Raw genomic sequence first — 19,478 nt, forward strand, 5'->3', positions numbered from 1 at the left:
ATGGAAAAAAAGAATCCGCGCGAAAAATATCGTTTTCGAGAAACGTTTAAAATCGAAACGCAAAATAAATATATGATTCCGAATTGAGAAACTATATTATGAAAATCGAATGGAGCTTATAACCGTGGCGAGTTCGTTTACGAGATAACTCGGGGGCATTTCGTCGCTGTTATACGTAAGAAGGGTCATTCTTTTTTGATTGGAGATCATATAAACCATCCAGAAACGATCCTCTTTCACGAATTCGCAGGCCATAATTCTGCTGCCTTCTTCGTTTTCGAAAGCGGCGATTTTGTCCTCTTCGAAATCGATCTCGTGCGTTTTGAGATATCTTTTCAGTTCTTCTCCGAGATCGTAACTTCCGGATTTATTTTCGAAGGCGTAAACTTGAAGAGCGCCGCTTCCGTTTTCTTCGAAAAAAGCGGGAATCCCTTCGATGACCAGTTGAACCCAGTGCGCCGGGACGACCATGGAATACCAACCGTTGGGCGAGGTGTAGAGTTTGTATTCCGGAGTTTGAGACATGACAATTCTCTAAACCAGAATCTTTTCCTGGATTTTTCGGGCAAGCAGCTTCTATTGGTTGACATTTCGAAATTTCAGTTATTTTTAATTCTGTGATCGCCATCCTCAAGAATCGTAGAAGTCCTTTCTACTTAGCGACTACGTTCCTCATTCTTCTTTTGTTCGCGTTGTTCGCATCCACGCTCGCTTTTATTTTTACGGGAGTTTTGATCTTAATCCTTCTCATCCATCCGCTTCTTTTGAATTGGATCGGAAAATTATACGGACAAGAAGACATCGCGGACGAAGTTCATTTTGCTAAAACGAAGGACGGATGGAATCTCGCGCTTCACAGACATATTCCTCCTCAACCCAATCCGCAATTGGCTCCGGTGTTGGTCGTTCACGGAATCGGAACGAACAAGTTCGTGGTCGATCTGGATCGAAGGCATTCGCTTCCTTATTATCTGAAACTCAGAGGTTACGACGTCTTTGCGGTTTCCCTGAGAGGTTGTGGTCGCTCTTATCACGAAAGTCCGACTCGTTACGAGGACTTTACGTTCGACGATATCGTTAAATACGACGTCCCCGCGATGATCGAAAAAGTAAAAACGATCTCCGGTTCCGATCGTGTTTCGTACGTGGGACATTCCATGGGCGCGATGATTTTATATTCGCATTTTTGCATGTCCGAAAGTAAAAAAGATACGGAGGACATCGCCGCCTTCGTATCGTTAGGCGGTCCCGGAAATCTGAATCATATCGGAATCACTCTGATCGGACTTCTTTCCCGATTTCCCCGCGCGAGGAAAATGTTGGATCTGAAATTCGGAGCTTCGATCCTGGCGCCTCTTGCGGGAGAACTTTATACGCCGATCGACGAAATATTATACAATCCTAAAGTGACTTCTTCCAAAACCGTAAAGAAGATCATGAAGAATGCGGTCGAAAACGTCTCCGACGGGGTTACGGAACAGTTTATGCGTTGGATCGAAACGAAAAGTATGTATTCTCTCAACGGATTGTACGATTACATCCGACTTCAAAAAAAAATTTCCGTTCCTTCCCTTTTTATCGCCGGTGAAAAGGACGTAATTGCGACTCCGGAAGCGGTCCGAGCCGTTTACGAAAACGCAAGTTCCCGAAAAAAGGAATTCAGGATCGTCTCCAAAGCGAACGGTTCTTCGGACGACTACGGTCACGCCTGTCTCGTGATGGGCGATCGCGCGGAAGACGACGTCTTTCAATACGTGGAATCCTTTTTGAAAAAACACGGACTTCGTTTTCAGCCCGGGTTTGCGGCCAAAATCAAAGAGGGAATTCTTTCGACCGTTTCCAAGTTCCTCAAAATAAATTTGCGGAAAGGTGTTTCCTAGTACGCCATATCGGAGTTTCGTTTTGAGTCGAGAGCGATCCAACTTCTAAAACCCGATCGCTAAAACGAAAAACCACATAATCTCTTTTCGTTGACGGAATCCTTTTGCGTCTCAGATTTGATGCATGAGCCCCTTTTACGGCCGGATTTCCAAGTTACTTCCCTTTGTAATCATACTACTATTCGTTTCCAATTGTTTCGATTACGAGGAAACCTTGACGATCAATCACGACTTTTCCGGAACATTAGAAGTTTCTTATTTAGTTCCGACTCGCAAAAATTCGGACGAATCCCTCATCAAATTTCTTCCCACTCAAAAGAACGAAATTTTAGGTAGATTGAACAAGGGATTTTTTTCCAAAAACGTTTCACTCAAGGATTATACGTATCAAAAAATCGTAATACCGGAAACCGATCCGAGTTTATTTCGGGAAAAAGCGAAGGTTTATTATAAGGTGGAATTTCAGGATCTTTCTCAGATTGAAGACGCGATGCTCGGTAAGGTTCAGGTCCGTAAAAAAGGAAATACGATCTACGTCAAAAGGGAAATTCCCGCGATCAGTCGGGCGCCCGAAACTTTGAAGAAGGACGGAGAAAAAAAAATTTATTCCGAAACGCTTCGTTTGTTGCGTACGAGTTCCATTTTGTTTAAGGTGAATTTTCCGATCGCATCCGTTTGCAGATCCAATCGAGGAGACGTCAATCTGGGTAGGCTCAGTTATCGTTTGCCTCTCGCGGAAACGATCGAAAAAACCGGCAACAATTCCTGGGATTATAGAATCACGGTTATTTATTGACTTTCTCGTAATGGAGTTGTTGAAAAATTCCGTATCCGCTTTTAACAGAACGGCGGTATCGGTTCGTCTTGTTAACAAAAGAAAGAGAAGAAAATTAATTTTTCAACAACTCTAATATACATAAGGCTATCGTTCCTATACAACAAAATCATAAAATGAATCTTGACAAATGTCGAATTCACACTACTTTGAAAATATGGAATATAAGAATCGATTGAGTTCCGATCCCAATGTGATGTTGGGTAAACCCGTAATCAAAGGAACACGGATTACCGTAGAGTTGATCTTGGAAAGATTAGGGGAAGGAATGTCGGTTGAGGAACTTCTTGCCGCTACTCCGAACATTACTAAAGAAGATATTCTTGCTTGTCTTTCCTATTCGAGCGACGTTATTTCCAGAGAAAGCTTGATTGCAAGTTAAGATTCTTGCCGACGAAAACGTTGATTTTCGTATCATTCAAAAACTCAGAAACTCGGGATTTACGGTTCAATCCGTAGTTTTAAAAATCCGCGAGCGATCGATGCGGAGTCAATAAATTGCGTTTTTAAGCGATTTTACCGTTTCTTTTTTTTTGCAATTTATTGACTGTAGCACTGTATTTCGACCCTTGGGGAGAAATACTGAGTTCGAGCGCGGTCCGGTGAAACCGGACGCGGCATAAATCATCCGCTATGGAACGGCATTCGTTTTAAAATTTTAAAGAAGCGGCTTTTACGGGAACTCCCGCCGATTTTCTCAAGCTTTAGGACAAACTCTACATAGAATCGGTAAGACGTTATTTTCGCTCTACAACAGATTTAAGTTCCCGCACTTTTCTCCGAAAAGAAGAAGTCCTTCCCGATCTTTTTCCGTTACCTTGTAGTGTAATTCTTGCATGAGATATTCCCGAACCAAAACGGGAGGAAGTCTGGTTTCGTGAGAGACGATCTCTTCTATGCGAGAAATTCCATATTCCAAAGATTGAATGAAGATGGAATCGTCCGCCTTTAAAGGTTTTTTACTCGCCCAAAGAGCGAATATAAAACCGAGTCCCGTGATCTCGTTCCACCAACGAGCCAAGTCCTTGACCTCGTAAAACTCGGGATTCCATTTTGCTAATAGAGCGTTGTCTCCGAAAAGCATGTGCGATCCGATCCCCTTCGAGATTTGTTCCTGAATGAGTTTCGAATCCTTCGGTTCCACGTCCGGAACCAGCCCGCTTTCTTCGTGAACCAATACACGAACCAAGGCCACACTCGTTTTGGAACCGTTGTCCGTTTGTATCAACTCGGGAGGATATTTTTCCTTTTTGTTTTTAAAAAAAAGAATGGATCTGACTTTTTCCCGGGCGCAAACCCCCGTGCCGTAATACGTATTCAGGATTTCCGAATTACGAATACATTCGATCGAAGAAATCAAACCCAGATCGATCTCTCCGTTTAATAAGTAGTCTTTTAGAATGGCCGGATTTTCAGAGACGATTTCGTGTTCTTGATTTTTTTCAAATCCCCAGGTTAACGGTCTTGCGTTTAAATGTTTAACGATTCCTATCTTCAATGGTTCTCTCTTTCCAAAAACTCCAATAATATCGGATAATCCCGATTTGCCAAATACAGTACCGCACAATGATTGGCCGCGGGAACCGCCGCTCCTTCCAAAAAGAACAATTCCTCGCCGATAACGAAATAATGAATTTCCTGCGCGTCCAAAAAGGATTTTACGATGGATAACAACATCGGGTCCGCGGTTTCCCAACGGGCCGAAAAGTCGTCTTCGTTTTCCGGTTCGTTTTTCTCGTATGGTTCCATTCAAAAAAATATTTCGTTCGAATTCTATTTTTTACACCGTCTCATTGTTTCGGCGGTTTTCAACGAGAAAGTTCCGATCAATTTGAATTCGTATTGAGATAAGTTACAAAACGATTTTTAATTCATATCTTGAAAACCTAAATTTGTAACTCTTGACAGAGGACTCGGTTCTTTATAAACCATTCCATTATATGACAGAAAGCCAATTCGGGATAACCACGATTTCGGATGAGGAATTTCAATTCGTCAAATCCCTCATGTACAAAGAGACCGGAATTTTTCTTGCGGATCATAAAAAGATTATGGTTCAATCCAGGCTCAACGGAAGGGCAAAACATTTCGGCTTAAAAAACGTTTCCGAGTATATCGGAAGACTTCGAGCCGATCACGGATTTTTCAACAGCGAACTCACGGAGCTCATCAATCGGATCACTACGAACAAAACGGATTTTTTTCGGGAAAATCATCACTTCGAATTTTTAAAGTCCACTTTTTTCCCTTCGGTGGAAGAAAAGGCCGGCAAAAACGGAAAAAAAACCCTAAGAATTTGGTCCAGCGCCTGTTCGACGGGAGAGGAGCCGTATACGATCGCGATCACTTGTCTCGAATACTTCGCATACAAACCGGGTTGGGACATTAAGATTTATGCATCCGATATCGATACGAACGTGATCAACGCCGCAAAGGAAGGAATTTACAGAGAGGATCGACTTTTACCCGTGGACGATAAACTCAAAAATAAATACTTTATCAAACATCGGGACCCCGAAAGGGGAGAATTATCGTATCAAGCCAAACAACAACTCAAGGACCTGATCGATTTTAGAAAGGCCAATCTTTTGGAAACTCCGTATCCGATTCCGGAAAAGATGGACTGTGTGTTTTGCAGGAACGTAATCATCTATTTCGACAAACCGACTCAGAAAAAAATATTCGAAAATTTTGAAACCGTCCTAAAAGACCGGGGACTTCTCGTGATCGGTCACTCGGAAACCTTGTTCGGAATTTCGGATAGTTATAAGTTTTTGGGACATACGATCTATCAGAAAAAACCGGTTGTCTGATCTTAAAATTCCTTCCAGATACGAATCCATTCTTGTTGCATTTCAAAGGGTTCGTAAATTACAATTCTTGAATTTGCTAATACGTCCAAAAACCCGGCCTCGTTCGGAAATCTGGGTACGATATGTTCGTGGATATGAGGGATGGAACCGCCCGAATTCTTCCCAAGATTATATCCGAGATTGAACCCTTGAACGTTCCACAACGTTTTTAGAATTGTGATCGCCTTTACGGTTGTGTCGTGAATTTCCATCGCTTCCTCCCGAGTCAGTTCCTCGTAAGAAAGTATATGACGTTTCGGAAATACGATCAGATGTCCCGGATTGTACGGATAAAGATTCACCGAAACGATCGTAAGATCCGTCTCCGAAACGATCAGGTTGGGAACCGCCGGGTCTCTTCTGCAAATTCCGCAAAGGATACAATCCACCTCGGGTCTTTTTCCTCTCGCATAATCCAACTTATGAATTGAAAAAAGATTTTTCCTCGGTTCGTCCCATTGTGTGGAATTCGTTTCTTCCATTGATCCTAGAATAATTCCTCGTTTGTATGTGTCAAAAGAATCTCCTTGCAGGACCGACACTTCGGAAAAGAATGGAACGAGATTGGAACCGGTTCATTATTCAGTTCAGGGTAAGGATATCCTTCGAATTTTTACGGAGAATTTTCAGAAAGACGATCCCGTTTTATTTTTGGACGGAACCGCGGGAGAAGGCGGACATAGCCTTTTGTTCTTAAAAGAATTTCCCAATTCCAAAGTTATACTCTGCGATAGGGATCCCGTGATGTTGTCGAGGGCGCTTTCGAGACTCGCCGAATTTAAAGAAAGAGTGACCGCCATCGAGACGAACTTTTCCGAGATCGATCTCGCACTTTTAAATGTTCACGGAATCGACGGAGCTCCGCAAGCGATCCTTTTGGATCTGGGCATTTCCACGTTTCATCTTTTTCATTCCAAAAGAGGTTTTAGTTTTAGAGAAGCCGAACCTCTGGACATGAGGCTTTCTCCGGAAGAAGGTTTGAGCGCGGAAGACGTAATCAACACGTATTCCAAGGATCGATTGATGAATATCTTTTATACGTACGGGGAAGAACGTTGGTCCAAGAAGATCGCGGAAGTGATCGTGGAAAGAAGAAAACAAAATTCGATTGCAACCGCTTCCGAACTCGCGGATCTGATTTCCAAAATCATACCGCGTAAATTTTGGCCTCCGGGTAGACATCCCGCGACTCGGATCTTTCAAGCGCTTCGAATCGAAGTCAATCAAGAGCTGGCTCATATCGAAAAGGGACTGGGTTCTCTTTTAAACCTTTTGCGTTTGGGAGGAGTTATGCAAGTGATCTCCTTTCATTCCTTGGAAGATAGGATCGTAAAAAATTCACTCAGGGATTATGCGAAACAAAACGGATTCCAACTTCTTACCAAAAAACCGATTCTTCCTTCCGAAGAGGAAGCCGAGGAAAATCCGGCCTCCCGTTCCGCAAAATTGAGAGCGTTTAGAAAAACGAAATCGGTCGATAAAAAATACAGAAAGGAAGATTTTGAGGAAGAAGAATAGATGTCGTCGTTCTCCGCGTTTTTGAGTCGTCCCCTTTGGAAGGATCTAGGGGTTTTATTTTTGAACTTGGGAAAGGTGATTCTTTTTTTGAGTTTATTCTTTCTTTATGTTTGGCAGAACGTTCAAGTTGCGAGACTCAACCGAGAAATCGGAGTGGCGACGGGCGAAAAGGTCAAACAGATCAAAAAGAACGACGACTTAAAAATCGGAGTCGCCACTTATACTTCCGCGAGAAGGATCGAAACTCTGTATCGAAAAACGTACAACTATCTTCCCATCACCGTGGGAGATAGAATCATCACTTTGAATTTACCCCCCGAAAAGAACGAAGATGAAAATGAAGTTAACCGACCTTCTCCGTGAATTTCCGAAACTCAAACTAACGTCGACCGGAAAAAATCCGGATTTGATTTCGATCTCGTACATCCAATCGGATTCCAGAAAGGCGGAGGAAGAAGATATCTTCTGCGTCGCGGATTCGATCGGTTCCAAAAAAGAAGAATTTATAAAGAACACAAAAGCTTCCGTGATTTTGTTAAACGAAACCTCGAAGTTTACCGTCGAGTCCGCCTCAAAATCGAAATCGAGTTCGAATACGGGCGCGAGTTCAGCGACGTTGTCGGCTTCCGTTTTATCTTCTAAAATTATTTTAGAATGCGAAGAAGATCCGGAACAACTCCAAGGAAACATCGCTTCGTTTTTACTCGGACATCCTTCGAGGGATTTGGAAATCGTGGCGGTTACGGGAACGAACGGTAAAACTTCTTTGACGAACATTTTGTTCGCTTTAGCAAAAGATCAGGGAAGATCCTGCGGTCTCATCGGAACGATCGGAGTCAGGTTCGGAGATCGTTCGATTGACACGGGTTATACGACTCCGGACGCTTCCTCTCTCAACCTCATTCTCAAACAGATGAAGGACGAAGGTGTTACGACCGTTTTCATGGAAGCGAGTTCGCACGGTCTCAAACTCGGTAGAATGAACGGAATCTCCTTGAAGGCGGGAGTGTTCACCAATCTCACTCAGGATCATTTGGATTTTCATCCCGATATGGAAGATTACTTGGAAAGTAAGTTTCGTCTTTTTGAAATTTTGGACGTTTCTAAATCTCCCTTTGCGGTTTTGGATTACGCCTCTCCGGGCGGCGACACTCTCTATCGGAAAATCGGAAATGAACTCCCCGAACTTTCCGTTAGCGCGTTAGACGACATTGCGGGAGAATGGAAGGTCGGAGATATTTCTCTCACTTTACAAGGGACTTCTTATTCTCTCAAATTACCGGGAGGAAACACGCGTAACGTTAAAACCAATCTGCTCGGTTCGTTTAACGTCCGTAACACGGCGCTCGCGTTTTTGACGGGAACCGCCCTTGGTTTGGACCCGGAAAAGATGTTTTTCTCCTTGGAAAAAATTCCCCAGATTCCGGGTAGATTTCAAATCGTCTACAACCGGGATCGTTCGCGAATGGCCGTCGTTGATTACGCTCATACGCCCGACGCTCTGGAAAATATAATCCGAAGTGTGCGAGATTCAAGGCCCGAACGTTTGATCACTTTGTTCGGTTGTGGAGGGGATCGGGATCGAACCAAACGTCCTAAGATGGCGCGTATCGCGGAGGAACTTTCCGATCAGGTGATTTTAACCTCGGACAATCCGAGGACCGAAAAACCGGAGGCCATCTTGGATGAAATCGCCGCGGGGTTTTCTCCCGGGTTTACTCCGCTTTTGCGGGAGGTCGATCGGGCGCGTGCGATCGCAAAGGGTGTGGAACTTTTACCCGAAGGGGGATGTTTGCTCGTGGCCGGAAAAGGACACGAAGAAGTTCAAATCGTCGGCAAGGAAAAACGTCATTTTAGCGACGTAGAAGAAGTTCAAAAAGCGTTCGACCTTTTTTAGAAATTTTCCGATACAAAAAAAGAACACTCCGTTTTTTTGAAAACAGGACAGGCAAAATGTTTTATTATCTTTACGATCTTTATTTCAATCATCTCGATTCGCTTAGGATTTTCAGTTACGTTACTTTTCGCGCGTTGATGGCGGGTTTAACTTCGATGTTCGTCACGTTTTGGCTCGGACATAGGGTGATCGACTTTTTATACGGTTTAAAATTCAGGGAATCGGTCCGGGACGACGGTCCCAAGTCTCACGAGGTCAAAAAAGGAACCCCCACGATGGGAGGACTTTTGATCATCGGTTCCCTTCTTTTTTCGGTTTTGCTCTGGGGTAATTTAAAAAATCCGAATGTGATTTTATTGTCCGTGTTTTCACTTTGTTTTTCGGCGCTCGGTTTTGCGGACGATTATATGAAATCCGTTAAAAAAATCAAAGGCGGGATGAGGGCGAGAACCAAGTTTTTGTCTTCGATTTTGATCTCATTCGCTTTTTGTATATTATTCTTTTATTATACGGGCGCGACCGGCCATTCCGGTAAAATTCCGTTTCAACTTACCGATTTGTTTTTTCCGTTCATCAAAGGTCCGGTGACGGCGCTCGGCGTGTTTGCCGTTCCGTTTTCGATCCTCGTAATCATCGGTTCCTCTCACGCGGTCAATTTGACGGACGGACTCGACGGGCTCGCAACCGGAACCGTGGCGATTGCGGTCGTAACCCTGGGGATCATCGCGTACTTTTCGGGAACACCCATCGTCGCGAACTACTTGAACATTCCATATCTTCCCGGGGCTCACGAATATTCCGTTTTCCTTTCGGCTCTTACCGGAGCTCTTTTCGGATTTCTTTGGTTCAACGCGCATCCCGCTCAAATATTTATGGGCGATACGGGTTCTTTGTTTTTAGGCGCGACCCTCGGGATGATAGTCATTCTTTTAAAAAAGGAAATTCTGCTTTTGATCTTGGGAGCGATTTTTGTGAGCGAGGCTCTTTCCGTGATCCTTCAGGTCGGCTCGTTTAAGTTGACCGGAAAGAGAATCTTTAAGATGGCTCCTCTGCATCATCATTTCGAGTTGGGAGGATTGAAAGAAACCAAGATAGTGATTCGTTTCTGGATCATCGCGGTCATTCTCGCAATCGTCTCCCTTTCGACTTTGAAAATTCAATGATCGATTTTATCGCAAGAAAGTGGAGGGAAGTTTGGCTTCCGGGAAAAAATTCCCCGGATGTACTTTTGATCGTAACGATTTTCGTTCTTCTTTTCACGGGGCTCTGCGTTATGTATTCTTCTTCGAGTATCACCGCTTGGAGAGAGTTTAAGGATTCCGAATATTTCCTCAAAAAACAATCGATATGGACCTGTATCGGTCTCGTGTTCTTTTTTTTCTTTTCCGTATTTCCGTATCAAAAACTCGAAAAACTCGCCTTCTTGGGAATGATCGTCGCGATCGGTCTTTTGATTTTGGTGTTTATTCCCGGAGTCGGAAAGTCCGTTTCCACTTACTACGGGAGAAACTTTCACAGATGGATCGCGATCGGTCCGTATCAGTTACAACCTTCCGAGGTCGCCAAAATTGCGGTGCTCGTTTATCTCGCTTCTCTTTTTCAGAAATTAAAATTACAATCGACTCCCGATTACAAAAAACTTTTGATTCCCACTTTGCTTTTATCGACCGTGATCGTTTTGATTTTGGTGGAACCCGCGTTCGGAACCACTCTCGAAATCCTATTTGTCGTTTTGGGTTTTATTTTTTTATTCGGATTTCCGTTTCGAAATCTGCTCGTTGCGGGAATTGTTTCACTTCCTCTAATATACATTCTGATCGATCGAGTGGGTTATCGAAAAAAGAGAGTGGAAGTTTGGTTGGATCCGTATCGGTATCGATTCGACGAGGGGCATCAGCTTGTAACTTCTTTCCGCGCTTTTTTGGACGGGGGCTGGTTCGGCAACAAGTTGGCGTCCGGTTACGCGCACCGATATCTAACTTACAGTCATACGGACTTCGTACTCGCGACGTTTGTCGAAGATTTCGGTTTTCTCGGATTTATGATTTTTATTTTTCTCATCCTCGTTTTGTTATTCCGAAGTTTTTATCTCGTCCAAAAAGTCAAAGATCCGTTCGGATTTTATTTAGGAGCGGGAATTCTGATCGTCTTAGGCACTCAGTTCATCATCAATATGTTCGTCGTAACCGGAATCTTTCCGATCACGGGGATCAGTTTGCCGTTTGTGAGTTACGGAGGATCGTCCATTCTCATCGTGTTGATTTCTCTCGGAATTCTTGTCAATATTACACGAAAGGAAAACCTGGGTCTATGAGATCGATTGTAATCGCGGCCGGCGGAACCGGGGGGCATATTTCACCCGGGGTGGCCTTGGCGGAAGTGCTGACCGAATTGAAAGAAAAGATCGGATACGAAAATTTATACTTATATTCCCTGGTTCGCAATCGGAACAACCCGGATCTCGAACAGGCTCCCTGTCCGGTTTTATGGCACGACCTTCCGCCGCTTTCCAGTAATATTCTTTTATTCCCTTTTCGTTATACGATTCAGATTCTAAAAACTTTTCTTTTATTCAAAAGATTGAATGTGGATGCGGTGATCGGGATGGGAGGATATTCCACCGTATCGTCCATCCTTTACGGAATTCTTTTTAGAAAGAAAATTTACCTCTGCGAACAAAACACCGTACCCGGAAACGTGAACCGATTGTTCTTTAGATTTGCAAACAAGGCCGCGTTTAGTTTTCCGCCTAAAAATTCCGCGATTCCCTGCAATTACCAAGTTCTCGGAAATCCGCTCAGAAAAAAGACGCTCCCTAAGATGTCTTTGAAGTTCTCCGAAAAATACGACACAAAAAAGAAAACACAATTCAACGTGCTCGTGATGGGCGGAAGCCAGGGAGCGAGACAGATCAACAATATCGTCATCGCACTCATGGGCCACGAGGAAATCAACACTCAGTTTCGATTTCGAGTATTAACCGGTTCCGCTTTGTACGAAGAAGTTTCCAAAAAGACAAAGAAGGACGCAGAACTCATTTCATATTCCGATAACATGAAGGAACACTACGAATGGGCGAACTTCGTGATCGCTCGTTCCGGTTCGGGTGTACTTTCCGAATGTGCGGCGTTTGCGTTACCTATGATACTGATTCCTTATCCGTATGCGAAAGACGATCACCAGATGGCGAACGCGAAATACTTCGAACTCAACGGGGCCGCGGTCGTAATCGATCAAAAGGACGAGGACGAATCCCATCTTTTTAGAATATTGGATCAAATGGTAAATAACGTGAATTTGTTAAACGACATGTCCATCAGTTCTCTTCAGTGTTCTCACGTGGACGCTTCCAAAGATACAGCGAAATATTTTTTCTCTCTCGATTGAAGATGGACCCAAATCGGAAACCCTTTCACAAACCGTTCTTATTGGGAATCGGCGGCTCCGGAATGTCCTCTCTCGCGTTTTTACTTTTGAGCAAGGGTTTTAAGGTGGGCGGTTACGACGGTAAACATTCCGCGATCGTCGAAAAGCTGGTTGCAAACGGAGCGACCGTATTGCATAAATCCGATGTTTTAGACGTAGGGGATTATGATCTTGCGGTTTATTCTTCCGCGATCCGATTGGATTCTCATCCTTTGGTAAAAAAATTCAGAGAGAAGGGAATTCCTTTAATTCATCGGTCGGAACTGCTTCACCAAATCATGGCGGAGAAAAAACAGATTTCCGTCGCGGGTTCCCACGGTAAGACGACTACGACCGCGATGACCGCGTTCCTTTTGGAAAAATGCGGGATGTCCCCGTCGGTGATGGTGGGAGGAGAGGTTGCGTTCTTAGGTGGAAAGGGCGGATCCTGGGGAAAGGGAGAATGGGGAGTTTTCGAGTCGGACGAGTCGGACGGAACATTCAATAATCATCATGCGGAAATTAGAGTTCTCACAAACGTGGACGAAGACCATCTGGATTATTATAAGACGCGGGAGAATCTTTTGGGCGCCTTTGCCCGTTATATGGAACGCGCTTCCCGAAGTTTGATTTTGAATCTGGACGACGTCGGAATTCTGGATTCGTTCGTTTTGATTCCGGATCGTCCTAGAATATTAGGTTTTTCTAAATCTATGGTTTCCGGCGGAACTACAAAGGGTTTTTCTAAAAATCCGGACGTTGCGGAAAACGGTGCTGCCTCCTCTAACTTAGAGAACGAAACGTTCCGTGTTCGAAACAATGCGGAAAACGACGCTTTATCGGATTTCGATTCTTCCAAAATCGTATATTACACGATCGAGTCCGGCGTTTTGAGTTTTCGATTTCAAGAAAAGGAATATTCGTTTTCTCTTAAGTATCCCGGCGAACACTATTTGAAAAACGCTTTGGCTGCGATTTTGGCGTGTTTCGAGGCGGGGGCGCCTATTGCGGAACTCGTTTCTAAAATTCCGGAGTATTCCGGCGTTAGCCGAAGATTGGAATATCTCGGAAGCAAAAACGGGATCGAGGTTTACGACGACTACGGGCATCATCCCACCGAAATCAAGGCGGTGATTCAGTCGATGGAGGATTTGAAAAAAGACGGAAGGGCGATCGTTCTTTTTCAACCGCATCGGTATTCGAGGACACAAAGTCTTTACAAAGAATTCGCCGAAAGTCTGGATACGGGAGATACCGTTTATCTTTTACCGATCTATTCCGCGGGTGAAGAGCCGATCGACGGTGTAAAAACCGAACTCATCGCGGATTCCATGAAGGTTTCCGCAAAAATTCTTTCCGGAGAAATTTCCGAGGGTGTTATGGCCCTGAAGGATTTTTTGAAACCCGGGGACAAACTCGTCACACTCGGGGCCGGTAACGTAAGAGACTGGGGCCTGGCTTTTTTAAAAGATGAGTAACGTGAGATCGGGCTGACCGATGCGAAAGCGATTCGCCCGGATTTTCAACCGCCGATTTCCAGCGGACCGTCGGGCGTAGAAAATTCTAATTGAGAGAATCGATTCTCATCTGAAGATCTTTTTTTTCATCCGGATCGGTCGTGAGTTCCAAAACTTTTTTATAGTCGGCCCTTGCATCGTCCTTTTGATTCAATTCTTCGTATGCGTTTGCTCGAAAAAAAAGAACCGAGGAAATATCTCCGTTCGGAAACTTGGAAATATAGGAGTTGAAGGTAGCGATCGCGGATTTAAAATTACCGATTTCTAAATAAGAAATTCCTAAATTGAATAAAGCGTCGTGTTTTTTGTCGTCATCCTTCGTATCGTTCGAGTCGATCGCCTTCTGAAAGAATTGAATTGCCTTTGTATATTCTTTCGCTTCGAAATAATAAACACCGGCTTGAAAGTTGGCCTTGATTCCGTTCGGATCCTTGGTTAACAGATCGAGATGTTCCTTTTCCAAGTTTCGGCGAGCGTATGCGTTTTTCAGCAATTTAAGAATCATCTTGGAATCGGGCATCCCCGTGATTTTATCGATGAGGCTGCCGTTTTGATCCAAGAAAAGGATCGATGGATAACCTTTGATTCCGTATTTGCGTTTTAAATTCGGAAAACGATCTCCGTCCAAAGAAAGAGTGACGAACTTGGAAAGTTCGAGTTGAACTTCTTTTTTGGGATAGATCTCGTTCTTGAGAGTTTTGCAGTAGCCGCACCAATCCGCGTAGACGTCTATAAAGATCGGTTTTCCGTCGGCTTTCGCTTTTTCAAAGGCGGCCTTGACCGAGTTTTCCCACTGGATTTCGGCGGAGATCGGGGAACAAAGAAAGACGCATAACAGAACGGAAATCGCGAAAGATAAAAATCCGATACGGCGATCCATAGACAGTCGCAACCTTCTCCATAAGTTATTTGGATTTGAAGGTAAACCTGTCGGAAATACAACGGCCTTCTGCGAGATCCCGGAACATACGAATCCTAACTTTTGATCCCGATAATCGATCCACCGATTTCTAAAACGCGGGAACTCCCACAAAAATCGCACGGCCAGAGTTCGTAGACGTTGTAAATTTTTCATTCTCAATCATCGGACTTTTTAGCGAACACTTTAGCCAGCGTTTTCTTTTGGAAGGATCCTAAAAATACGGTTGTCGGAGAACCGGAGGACGGGAAAACTAGGGGCAGATTTTGGAAAGGAAACCCGGGTTCATGGAATTTTTATTACAATTGGAAAACATACTGAAAAAAAGAAAACAGGATCTTCCCGAAAAATCTTATACCGCGGATTTGTTTCGAGGCGGGGTGGATCGGATCCTCAAAAAAGTAGGGGAAGAAGCCGGAGAAGTCATCATCGCGGCGAAAAATTCGGACAAAAAAGAACTCACACACGAAGTGGCCGATCTGATTTTTCATTTGCAAGTGTTGCTCGTCGAACAAGGGCTTTCATTACAGGACATCGTGGAAGAACTTCGCAAACGCCATTCTTAAAAAAAATGAATGGATCGGAAGTCGTCTTTCCCAAAAGAATTTCCGGTAAAATCCTCCTCGTTTCATTATCATTCCTTATATATGCCTATCTTTTTTATCACAGCGCTTGGTTAAGCGACGATTCGTTCATCACGTTTCGAGTCGTGGATAATTTTCTAAACGGGTTCGGACTTCGTTGGAATCCGTTGGAAAGAGTTCAGGTTTACACACATCCGCTTTGGCTTTTTTTGTTGATCCCGATTCAATGGATCGTTCGGGATATCGATATCGCCGCCTATCTTTTGTCTTTCGCGTGCGGAGCCCTTTTTTTATTCTTATACGGTTTTACTTTTTTCAGGTTTCGAAACGGTTTGGGATTGATTTTGATTTCCATCGGAGTGTTTTTCTCCTCTCGAATATTCATAGATTATAATACTTCCGGCCTCGAAAATCCGCTTTCCTTTCTGTTGATCCTGGTTTTTCAGATTCGATTTTATTCTTTGTATCTGGACGAGGATCGGGAAAAAAAAAGATCGGACGCGTTCGCAATCGGCTTCCTAAGCGCTTTGCTCGCATTAACCCGTCTGGATCTGGTTTTATTCCTGATTTTTCCTTTGGTTTTTCTTTTCCGGAGAGTTTTTCAGGATCGTAATATTTCATTCTTCGTATATTCGTTTTTAGGAATGTCTCCCTGGATTTTTTACTTGGGATTTTCACTGATCTATTTCGGATCCTTTTTGCCGAACACCTTCTACGCAAAAACGAACGTTCTATCGAGTTTGCCCGAACGGATTTCCGCGGGATGGGACTATCTAAAAATCAGTTTAAAATGGGATCCTATCGTCGCCTTCGTGTTCGGGACTCATTTTTTTTGGCTCGTTGCCGATCCGATATTTCGTCGGATAACGCGCTTTTCCACGACGTGGGCGCCGGGTTTGAATCGCCAAGAAAGAGAGATTTTGACGATCAGTTTCGGTTCGATCGGGATCCTGATTTTTTATCTTCTCTGGGTGGGAGGGGATTTTATGGCGGGAAGATTTATAGGAACCTGTTTCGTCCTATCCGTTTTTTCTCAGTGTCTTTTTTTATCTCTTCGAACTACATCCTATAATTTGAATATTCAAAAAAAGTGTTTTTTTGCCGTAGGTTTTGTTTGGATCTATTTCCTGGTCCATCCCGCTTCCCCGTTTCGTTACACTTTTCAGAGATCTCCGGTTCGAGTGGAACGGGGAATTGTGGACGAAAGGGCTTCCTATCAGGATAACGTTTCTTTGAAACATCGGTTTCGAAGGATTACGTCCGCGTCTCATCCTTGGGCGTTGTATGTGATCCGAATTTCATCGGAGAATTGCTCAAAATCCGCGAATCCAAGTTACGACATGTTCAACGGGAAAAAAACTCTATCCGAAGATTTAAGAATGATTCGAACTCCATCGTTTGGGTGCGGAGTTCGGCAGGTCGAAGTTACGACCAATGTCGGTTTAGCGGGATATTACGGAGGCCCCGGGATCCACTGGATCGATCTGTTAGGGATAACTGATCCTTTTTTGGCGAGGTTGCCCGGAAAGGGATTTCCGGGTCATTATGTTCGTCTTTTGCCTCGGGGATATCAGGAATCTATCGCAGAAACGATCGCTTCTTTTCGGGATCAGGAATCTATCGCAAAAAAGACCGCTTCTTTTCCGAACCGGGAGCTGGATCGTTTTTATTATGAAGTTCGATTGTTAAGCGAAGGCGAGATCTGGAGTCGAGAACGTTGGCGAACGATATTTAATTTTACGTTTTTGGGAGAGGGGAATTTTAAGACTAGGTTTCCGGCAGGATTTCAATATCCGTTCGTGTTAAACGTTTATCGTAATACTCTCTACGGGATTCCGTATACGAATTGGAAGGACGAGGATTTGACAAAGGAGTTGGTTCGAGAATATTTCGGCCTTTCGTCGCAAGTGAAATCGAAGGAACCCTGAAACAAGGATAAGAAAATTATAGTTTTTGAATATTCGAAATGTAAATTCCAATCATATTCAAAAAATTATATATTTTTGTGAGTCGGACGAAGCCGATTCGGTCGTAAACTTATGCCTCGTTCCCTTTCAAAAAATTATATATTTTTGTGAGTCGGACGAAGCCGATTCGGTCGTAAACTTATGCCTCGTTCCCTATGGGTCACTCGGCAGATCATTCGGCGCCGGAATCAAAAAGAATTTTGCCAAGGAAAGTAAGAAGCGAGCCGACGCCGAAATACAAACCCATGGGAATCGGAGCCTTACGTAAACTTTTTCCTCTTTCCCGAAGGACGATCGTAAACAGAACCGCAGGAATGTAAGAAGCATTTAAAAAAAAGATCCACCAGGGATGGCCCGCGATGAAGGCGAAAATCGGAGCGAACAAAACGTCCCCGAAACCGATTCCGTTCGGAAATAAAAAAAACAAAATCAAAAACGCGAGGAAAAAACCGCCGAGGACGAACCACTCGTCCCAACCCGGAAGTTTTCCGTTTAAGAGAAAGGTGGAACCGATTCCAAAAAATAAAATCCAGGGAAGGTTTTCATAATCCAAAGAAAAATGAAACGCATCGGTCAGACAAGAAATCAAAAGATGACCGCAAAAGAAAAGAAAAACGAAACTGAACGCAGGATTTTTCGTTAGGGAAAAACAAAAAATAAAAACGCAGACAAAGGAAAATTCGATCAAAGGAAAAAGAAAACGGATTCTTCCATTACAATGTTTGCATTTACCTTTCGAGATGAAATAACCGAAAACGGGAAGCAATTCCGGATAACGTATTTCCGCGCCGCAAAAATCGCAGGAACTGGGACGCGTGAGAATCCCCTTCCATCTTTCGAAAAACGAAATCGATTTTCTTTTTTTACCGTAATAATATTCCAAAATTCGAAAGCCTAGAGTGACGTAAAAACTTCCCAGAGAAGCCGCGCCTAAACTTCCGAAAACGAAAACGATCCAAAAACCGACCGGATCAGGCAAGCTGAACAAGCGCGGAGATTCCCCGTTTCAGATTCTCCCATTCGGATGCAAAACTGATTCGAATGTAGTTTTTGGAATCGGTAAAGATATAACCCGGAACGAGAATCAATTCTTTTTCCTTGACCGCCCTTACGATAAAGTCGTCGTCCTTTTCCCGGATCTTGATGAAGAAGTAAAAAGCGCCTTCGCTTTTGGCGACGTCGTAACGATCCTTTAACGACTCGTAGACGAAGTCCCTTTTTTCTTTGTAGTCGGCGATGTAAGAACTCATGTCCGTCTTTAACGCTTCCAGTCCCATCCACTGAGTCACGGAAGGGGCGCAAACTAAAGTGTACTGCTGCAAAGTAGTTAATGTTTTTGTAATGGGTTTCGGCGCCAGGATCGAGGCTAAACGAAGTCCCGTCATACCGTAGGTTTTTGAAAAACCGGAAAGAGTGATCGCCTTCTCGTAAAAGGAACCGGCGGATATAAACTTTTGATCATAGTCGAAGAGTTCGTAGATTTCGTCGGAGATCAGATACGCTCCGGTTTTTTCGGCGAGATCGGCGAGGGCTTCCAGTTGTGTTCGGGAAAGAATTTTTCCGGTAGGATTGGAAGGGGAAGAGTAGATGATGATTTTGAGTTTTTTATTTGAGAATTCTTTCAGAGCTTCCGGTTCGAAAGACTCGTGAACCGTATTCATCTTTCCTCCGTAAATTTTGATATAGGCCGGATACATCAAAAAGTGAGGAGTTACAACCAGACATTCGTCTCCTTCGTTTAACAACGCGTTGAATAAAAGTAAAAACGCGGAACTGATTCCCGAAGTGACTAAAATTCTTTCCGGCTCTGCGTAGGAAATTCCGTTTCCGTTTTTGTATTTTTCCGCGAGAGCGTTTTTTAATTCGGGAATTCCTCCCGTAAGTGTGTAAGCGGTTTTGCCGTCTTTCAAAGCCTTACATCCGGCTTCTATAATATTGGGAGGACAAGGAAAGTGCGGTTGTCCGATGGAAAGATTGATCGGATTTTGGAGTGTGCCCGCAAGTTCAAAGGCTTTGCGGATGGCGGAAGTATCCAGACCTCGGATACGATCGGCTAAAACATATTCTAATGTACTCTGATTCATACTCAATCCTCGCTGCAATT

At 43.8% G+C, this 19,478-nt stretch carries 19 protein-coding genes and 1 pseudogene; 13 read left to right on the top strand and 7 right to left on the bottom strand.

Going from position 1 to position 19,478, the window contains the following annotated elements:
• Positions 1 to 96: 96 nt before the first annotated feature.
• Positions 97 to 634, bottom strand: a pseudogene (locus LEP1GSC060_RS09970) (hypothetical protein).
• On the opposite strand from LEP1GSC060_RS09970, the gene LEP1GSC060_RS09975 reads away from it, so the two are divergent.
• The 3 genes from LEP1GSC060_RS09975 to LEP1GSC060_RS09985 all read left to right on the top strand — a co-directional run bounded on the left by LEP1GSC060_RS09975 (position 618) and on the right by LEP1GSC060_RS09985 (position 3,097).
• A complete protein-coding gene (locus LEP1GSC060_RS09975; RefSeq protein WP_003003092.1) occupies positions 618 to 1,880 on the top strand; it encodes an alpha/beta hydrolase in 1,263 nt (420 codons plus the stop codon). The pseudogene LEP1GSC060_RS09970 and the gene LEP1GSC060_RS09975 overlap by 17 nt on opposite strands.
• A 124-nt stretch (positions 1,881 to 2,004) precedes the next feature.
• On the top strand, positions 2,005 to 2,676 hold the full coding sequence (locus LEP1GSC060_RS09980) for an LIC11874 family lipoprotein (RefSeq protein ID WP_003003149.1): 672 nt from the start codon (positions 2,005 to 2,007) through the stop codon (positions 2,674 to 2,676).
• A gap of 196 nt (positions 2,677 to 2,872) precedes the next feature.
• Positions 2,873 to 3,097 carry a DUF433 domain-containing protein gene (locus LEP1GSC060_RS09985; protein ID WP_003003118.1) on the top strand — a complete coding sequence of 75 codons (225 nt, stop codon included), beginning with the start codon at positions 2,873 to 2,875 and terminating at the stop codon, positions 3,095 to 3,097.
• A 366-nt stretch (positions 3,098 to 3,463) separates the two neighbouring features.
• On the opposite strand, the gene LEP1GSC060_RS09990 is transcribed toward LEP1GSC060_RS09985, so the two are convergent.
• Both LEP1GSC060_RS09990 and LEP1GSC060_RS09995 read right to left on the bottom strand, forming a co-directional pair.
• Positions 3,464 to 4,213 (bottom strand): menaquinone biosynthetic enzyme MqnA/MqnD family protein, encoded by a 750-nt coding sequence (locus LEP1GSC060_RS09990; RefSeq protein WP_003003034.1) that lies wholly within the window; start codon positions 4,211 to 4,213, stop codon positions 3,464 to 3,466.
• Complete coding sequence (locus tag LEP1GSC060_RS09995) at positions 4,210 to 4,464, bottom strand: hypothetical protein (RefSeq protein WP_036096080.1); 255 nt, start codon at positions 4,462 to 4,464, stop codon at positions 4,210 to 4,212. The genes LEP1GSC060_RS09990 and LEP1GSC060_RS09995 overlap by 4 nt, the downstream gene beginning before the upstream one ends.
• 191 nt (positions 4,465 to 4,655) lie before the next feature.
• On the opposite strand from LEP1GSC060_RS09995, the gene LEP1GSC060_RS10000 reads away from it, so the two are divergent.
• A complete protein-coding gene (locus LEP1GSC060_RS10000) occupies positions 4,656 to 5,528 on the top strand; it encodes a CheR family methyltransferase (RefSeq protein WP_003003101.1) in 873 nt (290 codons plus the stop codon).
• Positions 5,529 to 5,530: 2 nt separating this feature from the next.
• On the opposite strand, the gene LEP1GSC060_RS10005 is transcribed toward LEP1GSC060_RS10000, so the two are convergent.
• On the bottom strand, positions 5,531 to 6,049 hold the full coding sequence (locus LEP1GSC060_RS10005) for an HIT family protein (protein WP_003003152.1): 519 nt from the start codon (positions 6,047 to 6,049) through the stop codon (positions 5,531 to 5,533).
• An 82-nt stretch (positions 6,050 to 6,131) separates the two neighbouring features.
• On the opposite strand from LEP1GSC060_RS10005, the gene rsmH reads away from it, so the two are divergent.
• From rsmH to LEP1GSC060_RS10040, 7 genes are read left to right on the top strand one after another with little or no spacing between them, the layout of a single operon-like run.
• Positions 6,132 to 7,085, top strand: a complete 954-nt coding sequence (gene rsmH, locus LEP1GSC060_RS10010) for a 16S rRNA (cytosine(1402)-N(4))-methyltransferase RsmH (RefSeq protein ID WP_036096099.1) — start codon at positions 6,132 to 6,134, stop codon at positions 7,083 to 7,085.
• The gene (locus LEP1GSC060_RS10015; protein WP_003003130.1) at positions 7,086 to 7,448 is read left to right on the top strand and encodes a hypothetical protein; all 363 of its coding nucleotides are present in this window, start codon (positions 7,086 to 7,088) and stop codon (positions 7,446 to 7,448) included.
• A complete protein-coding gene (locus tag LEP1GSC060_RS10020) occupies positions 7,417 to 8,982 on the top strand; it encodes a UDP-N-acetylmuramoyl-L-alanyl-D-glutamate--2,6-diaminopimelate ligase (RefSeq protein WP_036096082.1) in 1,566 nt (521 codons plus the stop codon). The genes LEP1GSC060_RS10015 and LEP1GSC060_RS10020 overlap by 32 nt, the downstream gene beginning before the upstream one ends.
• A 56-nt stretch (positions 8,983 to 9,038) precedes the next feature.
• The gene (gene mraY, locus LEP1GSC060_RS10025) at positions 9,039 to 10,145 is read left to right on the top strand and encodes a phospho-N-acetylmuramoyl-pentapeptide-transferase (RefSeq protein ID WP_003003120.1); all 1,107 of its coding nucleotides are present in this window, start codon (positions 9,039 to 9,041) and stop codon (positions 10,143 to 10,145) included.
• A complete protein-coding gene (locus LEP1GSC060_RS10030) occupies positions 10,142 to 11,296 on the top strand; it encodes an FtsW/RodA/SpoVE family cell cycle protein (RefSeq protein WP_003003163.1) in 1,155 nt (384 codons plus the stop codon). Before mraY ends, LEP1GSC060_RS10030 begins: the two co-directional genes overlap by 4 nt.
• Positions 11,293 to 12,369: a UDP-N-acetylglucosamine--N-acetylmuramyl-(pentapeptide) pyrophosphoryl-undecaprenol N-acetylglucosamine transferase gene (locus LEP1GSC060_RS10035; protein ID WP_003003161.1), complete on the top strand. Its 1,077-nt coding sequence runs from the start codon at positions 11,293 to 11,295 to the stop codon at positions 12,367 to 12,369. Before LEP1GSC060_RS10030 ends, LEP1GSC060_RS10035 begins: the two co-directional genes overlap by 4 nt.
• Positions 12,370 to 12,371: 2 nt before the next feature.
• Positions 12,372 to 13,865, top strand: a complete 1,494-nt coding sequence (locus LEP1GSC060_RS10040) for a UDP-N-acetylmuramate--L-alanine ligase (protein ID WP_003003147.1) — start codon at positions 12,372 to 12,374, stop codon at positions 13,863 to 13,865.
• 85 nt (positions 13,866 to 13,950) lie between these two features.
• On the opposite strand, the gene LEP1GSC060_RS10045 is transcribed toward LEP1GSC060_RS10040, so the two are convergent.
• Positions 13,951 to 14,784 carry a tetratricopeptide repeat protein gene (locus LEP1GSC060_RS10045; RefSeq protein WP_036096085.1) on the bottom strand — a complete coding sequence of 278 codons (834 nt, stop codon included), beginning with the start codon at positions 14,782 to 14,784 and terminating at the stop codon, positions 13,951 to 13,953.
• 326 nt (positions 14,785 to 15,110) lie between these two features.
• Between LEP1GSC060_RS10045 and hisE the strand changes: the two genes are divergently transcribed.
• Both hisE and LEP1GSC060_RS10055 read left to right on the top strand, forming a co-directional pair.
• Positions 15,111 to 15,389, top strand: coding sequence for a phosphoribosyl-ATP diphosphatase (gene hisE, locus LEP1GSC060_RS10050; RefSeq protein ID WP_003003136.1), 279 nt, complete (start codon positions 15,111 to 15,113; stop codon positions 15,387 to 15,389).
• Between the two features lie 5 nt (positions 15,390 to 15,394).
• Positions 15,395 to 17,335 carry a hypothetical protein gene (locus LEP1GSC060_RS10055; RefSeq protein ID WP_003003083.1) on the top strand — a complete coding sequence of 647 codons (1,941 nt, stop codon included), beginning with the start codon at positions 15,395 to 15,397 and terminating at the stop codon, positions 17,333 to 17,335.
• A gap of 211 nt (positions 17,336 to 17,546) precedes the next feature.
• On the opposite strand, the gene LEP1GSC060_RS10060 is transcribed toward LEP1GSC060_RS10055, so the two are convergent.
• Together LEP1GSC060_RS10060 and LEP1GSC060_RS10065 are read right to left on the bottom strand one after the other, a co-directional pair.
• Positions 17,547 to 18,362: a prepilin peptidase gene (locus LEP1GSC060_RS10060; protein WP_003003089.1), complete on the bottom strand. Its 816-nt coding sequence runs from the start codon at positions 18,360 to 18,362 to the stop codon at positions 17,547 to 17,549.
• Positions 18,346 to 19,458, bottom strand: a complete 1,113-nt coding sequence (locus LEP1GSC060_RS10065) for a pyridoxal phosphate-dependent aminotransferase (RefSeq protein WP_003003059.1) — start codon at positions 19,456 to 19,458, stop codon at positions 18,346 to 18,348. The genes LEP1GSC060_RS10060 and LEP1GSC060_RS10065 overlap by 17 nt, the downstream gene beginning before the upstream one ends.
• Positions 19,459 to 19,478 lie beyond the last annotated feature (20 nt).

The organism is Leptospira weilii serovar Ranarum str. ICFT, assembly GCF_000332415.1.
In the GTDB taxonomy this organism is placed as follows: Bacteria; Spirochaetota; Leptospiria; order Leptospirales; family Leptospiraceae; genus Leptospira; species Leptospira weilii_A.

Coding starts and splice junctions, on each gene's coding strand:
- LEP1GSC060_RS10055 (WP_003003083.1), top strand. CDS start 15,395: ATGAATGGATCGGAAGTCGTCTTTCCCAAAAGAATTTCCGGTAAAATC.
- LEP1GSC060_RS10045 (WP_036096085.1), bottom strand. CDS start 14,784: ATGGATCGCCGTATCGGATTTTTATCTTTCGCGATTTCCGTTCTGTTA.
- LEP1GSC060_RS10040 (WP_003003147.1), top strand. CDS start 12,372: ATGGACCCAAATCGGAAACCCTTTCACAAACCGTTCTTATTGGGAATC.
- hisE (WP_003003136.1), top strand. CDS start 15,111: ATGGAATTTTTATTACAATTGGAAAACATACTGAAAAAAAGAAAACAG.
- LEP1GSC060_RS09995 (WP_036096080.1), bottom strand. CDS start 4,464: ATGGAACCATACGAGAAAAACGAACCGGAAAACGAAGACGACTTTTCG.
- mraY (WP_003003120.1), top strand. CDS start 9,039: ATGTTTTATTATCTTTACGATCTTTATTTCAATCATCTCGATTCGCTT.
- LEP1GSC060_RS10065 (WP_003003059.1), bottom strand. CDS start 19,458: ATGAATCAGAGTACATTAGAATATGTTTTAGCCGATCGTATCCGAGGT.
- LEP1GSC060_RS10035 (WP_003003161.1), top strand. CDS start 11,293: ATGAGATCGATTGTAATCGCGGCCGGCGGAACCGGGGGGCATATTTCA.
- LEP1GSC060_RS10015 (WP_003003130.1), top strand. CDS start 7,086: ATGTCGTCGTTCTCCGCGTTTTTGAGTCGTCCCCTTTGGAAGGATCTA.
- LEP1GSC060_RS09980 (WP_003003149.1), top strand. CDS start 2,005: ATGAGCCCCTTTTACGGCCGGATTTCCAAGTTACTTCCCTTTGTAATC.
- LEP1GSC060_RS10030 (WP_003003163.1), top strand. CDS start 10,142: ATGATCGATTTTATCGCAAGAAAGTGGAGGGAAGTTTGGCTTCCGGGA.
- LEP1GSC060_RS10020 (WP_036096082.1), top strand. CDS start 7,417: ATGAAAATGAAGTTAACCGACCTTCTCCGTGAATTTCCGAAACTCAAA.
- LEP1GSC060_RS10005 (WP_003003152.1), bottom strand. CDS start 6,049: ATGGAAGAAACGAATTCCACACAATGGGACGAACCGAGGAAAAATCTT.
- LEP1GSC060_RS10000 (WP_003003101.1), top strand. CDS start 4,656: ATGACAGAAAGCCAATTCGGGATAACCACGATTTCGGATGAGGAATTT.
- LEP1GSC060_RS09985 (WP_003003118.1), top strand. CDS start 2,873: ATGGAATATAAGAATCGATTGAGTTCCGATCCCAATGTGATGTTGGGT.